This is a genomic window from Corallococcus aberystwythensis, assembly GCF_003612165.1.
Taxonomy (GTDB): domain Bacteria; phylum Myxococcota; class Myxococcia; order Myxococcales; family Myxococcaceae; genus Corallococcus; species Corallococcus aberystwythensis.
In genome coordinates this window covers 1-7,912 of record NZ_RAWK01000361.1, presented here as the reverse complement: position 1 = coordinate 7,912, position 7,912 = coordinate 1, and the positions used below count along the sequence as shown (strand labels likewise).

The 7,912-nt window shown below is 70.5% G+C and carries 7 protein-coding genes; 1 reads left to right on the top strand and 6 read right to left on the bottom strand.

Annotation, left to right across the window (positions count from 1 at the left end; translation table 11 throughout):
* Positions 1-73 precede the first annotated feature (73 nt).
* On the top strand, positions 74-2,341 hold the full coding sequence (locus tag D7W81_RS37530) for a sensor histidine kinase (protein WP_120560174.1): 2,268 nt from the start codon (positions 74-76) through the stop codon (positions 2,339-2,341).
* 17 nt (positions 2,342-2,358) lie between these two features.
* Here D7W81_RS37530 and D7W81_RS37525 read toward each other — a convergent pair whose 3' ends face one another.
* The 6 genes from D7W81_RS37525 to D7W81_RS37500 all read right to left on the bottom strand — a co-directional run.
* Entirely contained in the window at positions 2,359-3,258 is a 900-nt protein-coding gene (locus tag D7W81_RS37525; RefSeq protein ID WP_120560173.1) for an MBL fold metallo-hydrolase, read from the bottom strand.
* A gap of 171 nt (positions 3,259-3,429) precedes the next feature.
* Positions 3,430-3,876, bottom strand: coding sequence for a cupin domain-containing protein (locus tag D7W81_RS43880; RefSeq protein WP_120560172.1), 447 nt, complete (start codon positions 3,874-3,876; stop codon positions 3,430-3,432).
* Positions 3,873-4,598 (bottom strand): AlbA family DNA-binding domain-containing protein, encoded by a 726-nt coding sequence (locus tag D7W81_RS37515; RefSeq protein ID WP_244227703.1) that lies wholly within the window; start codon positions 4,596-4,598, stop codon positions 3,873-3,875. Before D7W81_RS37515 ends, D7W81_RS43880 begins: the two co-directional genes overlap by 4 nt.
* Before the next feature lie 140 nt (positions 4,599-4,738).
* The gene (locus tag D7W81_RS37510) at positions 4,739-5,221 is read right to left on the bottom strand and encodes a hypothetical protein (RefSeq protein WP_120560171.1); all 483 of its coding nucleotides are present in this window, start codon (positions 5,219-5,221) and stop codon (positions 4,739-4,741) included.
* A gap of 177 nt (positions 5,222-5,398) precedes the next feature.
* Positions 5,399-6,850: a metallophosphoesterase gene (locus tag D7W81_RS37505; RefSeq protein WP_244227702.1), complete on the bottom strand. Its 1,452-nt coding sequence runs from the start codon at positions 6,848-6,850 to the stop codon at positions 5,399-5,401.
* 139 nt (positions 6,851-6,989) lie between these two features.
* Positions 6,990-7,912 (bottom strand): TIGR02266 family protein (locus tag D7W81_RS37500; protein WP_120560170.1); only part of this gene is annotated, 923 nt, incomplete at its 5' end.

Below are 7,912 nucleotides of genomic sequence, written 5' to 3'. Positions count from 1 at the left end.
GGCGGGAGGCCCCCACCGTGAACGGACGCGGGGGCGCGAACGGGCACGTGCGTCCAGCGGGGAAGGGACACCCATGGCAGGTCCCAGGCGCGCGCGACAGGAGAACGGCTGGTGGTTGGGGGCGAGCCTCGTGGTGGCGCTCGTCCTGCTGGCCGTGGCGGTGGGCGCGGTGCTGCTGACGCGCGCTTCCGTGCAGTCGCGGGTGATGGAGCGCTCCCTGGACCTGCAGGAGGTGGGGCAGCTGGGCCGGGCCTTCAGCGACAAGGTGGCCCTGGCCAACAGCGCGTTGCTGGCGGGGGGACAGTCGCTCGTCCAGGACACGGCGCGAGCCCGGCAGCGCTTCCTGGACACCGCGCACCGGCTGTCCACGCGGTTGGGGGCTCCCGAGGACCAGGCGTTGGTGGAGGAGGTGCGCGCCGCGGAGCAGGTGCACGAAGCCGCCCTGCGCGCCCTCTTGGACACCGCCACCCGGCGCGAACAGAGGCTGGCGCTCGAGCGGCTGACCCGCGCGCACGGGCGGGTGCGCGACGCGCAGGCCCAGCTGGAGCGCAAGGTCCAGGCGCGGCTGGCCCGGGAGAACCAGGCCGCGTTGCTGACGGACCGGTGGGAGGCGGGGCTGCTGCTGCTGGCATCCCTGCTGGGCCTGGGGCTGGCGTCAACGCTGGCGTGGGTGCTCCACCGCCGACTGCACCCGCTCAAGCGCGAGGCGGCGGCCAGCGCGCACCGCTTCCAGGCGCTGGTGGAGGGCGTGCGCGACTACGCCCTGGTGCTGCTGGACGCGCGCGGACGGGTGGCCAGCTGGAACCCGGGCGCGGAGCGCATCAAGGGTTGGAGCGAGGCGGAGATATTGGGCCGTTCCACCGCCGTCTTCTACACGTCCGAGGAGGCGGCGGCGGGCAAGCCGGAGCGGGATTTGTCCCGAGCGCTCCAGGAGGGGCGGCTGCGCGCGGAGGGCTGGCGGCAGCGCAAGGACGGCTCGCGCTTCTGGGCGGAGCTGTCCATCACCGCGCTGCGCGACGAGGACGGGACACCCCAGGGCTTCTCCGTGGTGACGCGCGACATCACCGAACACCGGCGCAACGAGCGGGTGCAGGAGCTGCTCGCGGAAGCGGGCCGCGTCTTCCACCAGTCCCTGGACCCTGACCTGACGGTGGCGGAGGTGGCGCGGCTGCTGGTGCCGGAGGTGGCGGACGGCTGCATCCTCTACCTGCTCACGCCCGCGGGCGAGCTGCGGCCCCGCGCGGTGACGCACGTGCAGCCCGAGCGCGAGGCGAGCCTGTGGGAGGCCCTGCGGCGGTTTCCACCCCGCGCGGGCATGCCCCCGGTCGTCTGGGAGGTGATGCGCACCCGGCGCTCGCGGATGGACGTGGAGGTGGAGACGGAGGACGTGGCGGCCAGCGCGGAGACCAACGAGCACCGGCTGCTCATCGAGCGCATCGCCATCGGGTCGTCGATGGTGGTGCCCCTGCGCGCGGGCAGCGAGACGCTGGGCGCCTTCGTGCTGATGACAGCCCGGGGGCACCGCCGCTTCACGCAGGCGGACCAGGTGCTGGTGGAGGAACTGGCCGGCCGCGCGGCGCTGGCCCTGGTGAACACGCGGCTCTTGCGCGAGGCGCGCGAGGCGGTGGACCTCATCGCCGTCACCGCGCACGACCTGGGCAATCCCTTGCATGCGCTGCAATTGCTGCTCAACAAGGTGCAGCGCGCGCAGGGGGCCGGCCGCGACGAGGACGTGCGGCAGGGATTGGTGGCGGCGCGCGGGCAGGCGCAGCGGCTGGGCCAGCTGCTGCACAACCTCCTGGACCTGTCGCGGCTGTCCTCCGGCAAGCGGGTGCTGGACGCGGCGCCCGTGGACCTGGGGGAGCTGGCGCACGAGGTGGTGGAGCGCTTCGCGGAGGCCGCAGCGCAGGCGGGCTGCGACCTCAAGCTGGAGGTGGAGCCCGGGCAGGTGGGGCAGTGGGACCGCATCCGCCTGGACCGCGTGGTGACGAACCTCCTGTCCAACGCGCTGAAGTTCGGCCGGGGCCACCCGGTGACGGTGTCGGTGTCCGCGCTGGACGTGGAGCACACGCGGCTCAGGGTGCGCGACGAGGGCGTGGGCATCGCGCCGGAGGCCCAGCGCCGCGTCTTCGAGCGCTACGAGCGGGAGCGCTCCGCGAGGACGGAGGCCGGCTACGGACTGGGGCTCTACATCGCCCGCCAGCTGGTGGAAGCGCACGGCGGCGTCATCCACGTGGAGAGCGTGCCGGGGCGGGGGGCCACCTTCACGGTGGACCTGCCCCGCATCCCCCGGCTGGTGGAGGAGATGTCGGTCGCGGAGGCGCCTCCGCTCCAGCAGTGACGTCTTCGCGGGCCCGGCTAGAGGTGCAGCGACGGCACCGGGGGGACGAGGCCGGGCTGGATGGGGAAGTCCGGGGGCAGCTTCTCGCGCTCCTCCAGCCGCTCGAACTCCAGCGAGTCATGCGCGCAGAACACCTTCACCTGGTCGCCGTGGCGCTGCACCAGTTCGCGCAGCCGGCGCAGGTTGTACCAGCGCATCCACCCGTCCTTCTGCATCAGCTTCTGGTAGCCGCGCAGGCCGGCGGTGCACCGGTAGCGGTCCAGGTCCATCTCCCCATGGTAGAAATACGCGTCGCCCGCATGCAGCAGCCACCCGTCCCCGGTGTCGATGGCCACGCCCGCGTGTCCCAGCGTGTGGCCCACCAGCGGCACCATCAGGATTTCCGGCGGCAGCCCGCTGAGCTCGCGCACGCAGTCGAAGCCGAACCAGCTCTCACCCCGGTTGGCGACGTACGTCTCCCAGCGTGTCTCCTTGGACCACTGCTGCGGGCGGAAGCGCGCGCGGTCCAGCCAGGACTTCTGCGCGGTGGCCACGCGGTACTCGTCCGCCAGCACGTGCACGCGCGCGTGGGGGAAGTCATCCAGGCCGCCCGCATGGTCGAAGTCCAGGTGCGTGAGGACGATGTCGCGCACGTCGCTGGCCTGGAAGCCCATCCGCTCCAGCTGGCGGATGGCGGTCGCCTCCTCCGCCAGGGCGGGGCGGCAGAGCATGTCGCGGAACAGGGGGTTGAGCCGCACGCGCGGCGCGTACACGTCATTGAGGCCGAAGCCGGTGTCCACCAGCACCAGGCCGCGCGGCGTCTCCAACACCAGACAGTGGCAGGCAAGCGCCGCCGGGCCGGTGAAGCCGCGCCGCCCATCCATGAGCCGCCCGCCAGGCGGGCACATCGTGGTGCAGTTCAGGTGGTGGATGCGCATGGCGGCTCCCGCTCCTTGTGAAGGCGGCGGCCGTCCGGCGGCGCACCAGGGGCCGCGGGAAGCCACCTTCCATTCGTTCAGGGCAAAAGTGCGCCGTGGTCCCCGTGGGAGGAATCACCGCACCCCCAGCGGGACGGGGGCTCGCCCGCCCGGGGGGCGGTGGACCGTCGCTCAGGGAGCGGGAGACTGTCCGGCTGCTTCCCCATCGAGCGGTGGCGCCGACATCAGCACCAGGGCCTCTCCGGGAGCGACCGGGCGGTGCTCGACGCCCCGGGGAACGATGAGCAGCTCGCCCTCTTCCAGGTCCACGGTGCGTTCGCGCAACTCCACGCGCAGGGTGCCCCGGGTGACGAAGAACAGGGCATCCCCCGTGGCGTGCTGGCACCAGGGGCCGGTGCCGGTCAGCCGCACCAGGTGCACGGGCTGACCGTGGAGGGTGCCCACGGGCCGGGCAATGCCAGGCGCTGGCAGGTCGGTGGAGGCGAGCGCCAGGTTCACCTTCTCCACGGGGGGAGGGGACGCGGAGGCCGGGGCTGAACCGCTGGGAGCGCGGCGGCGTGAATCCCAACGCGGGGGACGGCCGCCAGCGAGGGGTGGGGTCCGGAGGATGGTGCTCATGCGGACAGGGACTCCTTCGGGGGGACGCGGTCCCACCCCCTCATGGGTTGTCTTGCTTTCTGCCAGAGCCAGGGCCTGTGTTTCACCCCCTGCCACGGAGGCCGGTCCGGTTTCCGACGGATGGCGCCGGTAAGATAGGGATTGCCGCGCCCGGATGCTCGGATGTCCACTGCGGGAGGCCCCACCGTGTGGTGAAGAACGGGCGGCCCCGTGGAACGCGCCGCTTCGACGATGCGCAGCACCTCCTCACGGTCGAGTTCCTGGAGCGGAACCTCGTCGGCCTCCTGGTTCTCCCAGCGGCGGCGGCTGTGCGCACGTTCCAGCAACAGCAGCTCATAGCGCTCCTGCGCCATCTTGCGAGTCGTGTTCCCCACCCGCTCATAGGCACGCCCGTCGAAGGTGTACGGCACGGAATCACTGATGCCGCCCACGGTGAGCACGAGGACGCTTCGTCCCGAAGCGACCTCCACGCTCTGGATATAGAGGTCGAGCGGAGGCTCGAAGCGCTCACGCGCGGTCGCGATGTCATGCAGGGTCTGCTCGCTCGCCTGCTGGCCGATGAGCTCTCCGCCCGGCTTCACGCCCAGGAGCACCTGGCCTCCCTGGCCATTCGCGAAGGCGCAAAGCGTGTGCATCGCCTCGCGCAATTCACCTGTCGAGCGCTTCAGCTCGAGCGTGACGGATTCTCCCCTGGCGGCGAGTCGGGCGAGGTCAGGAATCATGGCGGGCCCCCTCTGCATCATCCTGGCCCGCCACGTTCCGACGCTGTTCCCTCTGGCCCGCGGCCTCGTCCATTCGCGTGGCGTACGGACAGGGACCGTGCGTTTCCGCTGTGAGACGGTGCGCCCTTCGTGCACGACGCCTACAGGCAGTCACCCAGGCCGGCGTAGAGCGTGGTGCTCGTGCCGGGCAGCGTCGCGTAGAGGGGCGACGGGCCGGAGAGCGCCGTCAGCAGCGAGGCCATCGTGGTGCCGCTGGCCAGCGGGCTCTGGCAGGTCCAGGTCTGCGTCTCCACGGTGATGGCTCCCGTGGTGGGGTTGATCTCCTCGTTGCTCGCGGCGAACACCCAGACGCACTGGCCAATGACACCCGTCTTGCTGTTGACCGAACACCGGAAGCGCAGCGACTCGATGTTGCTGTAGTCGCCCTCGCAGAACGTGTCCCCACAGATGTCGTCGAAGTTCTCCTTCAGGTTCGAGCGCAGCTCCAGCCACGCCGGATACTCCGGCCGGGACGACAGGTAGGTCGTCGCGTCGACATGGCTGGACCGCGTCTGCGCCACGCCCAGCGGAGCGGACAAGGACAGCCCCAGCGTCGACAGCACCCACCACGAACGGATGTTCATCACGGACGACTCTCCTGGAAATGACCACCCCACGGACGAAGCGGTCACCCGAAGGCCACCCGGGTTTGACATGAATTTCAAGCAAAGCTTCTCTAACGAATCTGCCACGGCCCGCACGACAAAGCCCGCTCCCTCCTGGAGAGAGCGGGCTTGCGTGCTTCATCCAACCAGGTCCGTTCAGCGCACCCAGTTCACGTTGCTGTACGCCTTCACACCCTCCGCCCGCTCCGTGTTCGTGAGCGGCGCGTAGACGCGCGTGTTGATGGTGTTGGCGGCGGTGTCGATCTCCACGAGCCGCGTCGGGTTCGTGGTGCCGTCGTGGAACGTGTTGAGCATCTGGTAGACGGTGTTGCCGTTCACGCCGGTGTCGGTGCGGTAGGCGGCGTTGCCCACGTGGCCGGAGAAGACGAAGCGCACGTTGGCGTACTGCTTGATGAGGTTGTCGAAAACATACTGGGGGCTGTTGTTGCCGTAGCCGCCGTTCGACTGCTCGATGCCACCGCTGCCGTTCAGGTGCGAGTGGGTGATGATGATGACGTTGTGCTTGGGGTACTGGGCCAGCACGGTCTTCGCCCAGTTCACGGCGTTCGTGCGGGCCCACAGCTCCAGGTTCAACACCAGCCAGTTCAGGCCGCCCGCGCTGAACGTGTGGTAGGCGTTGTCGCACTTGCCGGACTCGAACACGCCGCCCAGGGCCTTGAAGCGGGACAGCGGGAAGTAGGTGTTGAAGGTGGTGGTGTTGCGCAGGTTGGCGTTGACGTTGCCGGGGCACGCGCTGCCGCCCTGGCACACGGCCGCCGTGTCGTGGTTGCCCAGGGCGATGGCGTAGGGAATCTGGGCGTTGTCCAGCACCTGGTACGAGTCACTGGCGCGCTGGTAGTGGAGGTGGTCGGGCGTGTCCCAGTCCATCAGGTCGCCGGTGTGCATCACGAAGCGGATGTCCTGCGCCGTCTTGTTGTCGGCGATCCACTGCATGCGATGGGTGAGCCGGGTGGGGTAGTAGACGGCCTCGAGCTGCGTGTCCGGGATGACGACGAAGGTGAACTTCGTGTCCACCGTGGTGGGCGCGGCGTAGAACTGGATGCCTTCGTTGGTCCACCCGGCGGTGGTGAGCGCGTCGCGCTCGGCCTGGGTGACGGCGTGGCGGTGCTTCTTCAGGCCCGGGTTGTCGAAGCGGTAGACGGGCACGAGGCACGCATCCGCCGTCTTGGAAGCGTAGAAGCCCACGCCTTCGTCGGTGGTGAAGCCGGAGGCGATGAGGTTCGAGCGCTCGGTGGCGTCGATGGTGACGATGTGCTCACCCCGGCTGGGGCTGTAGAGCCGGTAGACGGGGGACAGGCCGGTGCCGGAGGAACTCGCGGCCTTGAAGGGCGTGCCCCGGTCGTCGGTATAGGCGTAGGTCGTGGCCGCGTTGGCGGCCTCCGTCGCGTTGAGGGTGAGGAGGCTGTCGCCCGTGGACGGACGGACGCGGTGATACACGGGCTTGCTGAGCGCGGCGCAGTCCAGCGCCGCCGTGGTGCTGCCCAGCTCTTGCGCGGGGACCCGCGGTGCGTCGGACGCCTCGCCAGGGCCGCAGGAGGACAGCGCGCCCATCAGGGCCAGGGACGCGATGAGGGAAGAGGGCTTCAAGGTATGTAACTCCCGGTGAAGTCTTGGTGTTCCAGTTAAAACTGGATTGCCGGGAGGCGCATAGCATTGGTCAAGTGGTCAGAGAAGACCCATGTTGAGCAATGTCGCAATTGTGTCGGGTGCGTCCTGTGCGGGCTGCTCAGTCCGGGTAGAACATCGGGTCGCGCGTGGCCACGAACGACGAGATGGCGTTCGCGACCTCCGGCGGCAGCGTGGTGAACTGCACGCCCACGCCCGGCATCAGGTCCGGCGTGCGGTCGTTGCCATCACGCGCCCAGCGCACCACGCCGTTCACCGTCAGGGGCCGGCCTCCCGGCAGCGTGAAGTCCAGCTCCACGGACGTGCCGCGCGGCACCGCCTCCACCGTGGCGATGAAGATGCCGCCCTCGCTGATGTCCATCGAGAAGCCGGTGAAGAAGTTGGAGTCGCTGCGCGTGTCGATGGTCGCGTGCATCCGCACCCGGCCTCCCTTGCGCGCGTCGCTCTTCGCCGGGGTGGCGGCCACGGGCGCGCGCGCCGGGAGCCGCTCCGCGCGGGTCGGAGTCTCCTCGGACGGCTTCGCTCCGGACGGCCGCAGCGTCGCGGGCGGGACGACCTTCTGGGTCTCGGCCTCCGCCTGGCGGCGGGCCTTCTCCTCGGCTTCCGCGCGGGCCCTGGCGGCGGCCTCCACGCGCTTCAGGTCGGACTCGGCGGACGTCAGCGCCTTGTCCACCCGGGCGGCGTCCTCCTGCTGCACGCGCAGCGCGGACTGGAGGTCCAGCCCCGCCTGCCGGCGCGTGTCCAGCGCGGCCTCGCGGGCATCCAGGGCCTTCTCCCGCAGGCGCGCGAGCTCCGGGGATGGCTCGGGGGACTCGGTGTCCTCCAGGCGCATGGCCCACTGGGACAGGCGCGAATCCCCGGCATGCTCCGGCCGGGCCAGGGCCTGCCGCACGGAGACGAGCCGTTCGGCCAACGCGGCCGCGTCGGCGGTGGCGCGGGCCACCTGTTCAGCGAGCTGCGCTTCCAGCCGGGCCATGTCGGCTTCGGCGCGTGCCAGCTCGGCTTCCCGGGAGGGGGTGGGGG

Bases quoted from the DNA above. Each gene is read 5' to 3' on its own strand.
- D7W81_RS37530 (WP_120560174.1), top strand. From the start codon at position 74: ATGGCAGGTCCCAGGCGCGCGCGACAGGAGAACGGCTGGTGGTTGGGG.
- D7W81_RS37525 (WP_120560173.1), bottom strand. From the start codon at position 3,258: ATGCGCATCCACCACCTGAACTGCACCACGATGTGCCCGCCTGGCGGG.
- D7W81_RS43880 (WP_120560172.1), bottom strand. From the start codon at position 3,876: ATGAGCACCATCCTCCGGACCCCACCCCTCGCTGGCGGCCGTCCCCCG.
- D7W81_RS37515 (WP_244227703.1), bottom strand. From the start codon at position 4,598: ATGATTCCTGACCTCGCCCGACTCGCCGCCAGGGGAGAATCCGTCACG.
- D7W81_RS37510 (WP_120560171.1), bottom strand. From the start codon at position 5,221: ATGAACATCCGTTCGTGGTGGGTGCTGTCGACGCTGGGGCTGTCCTTG.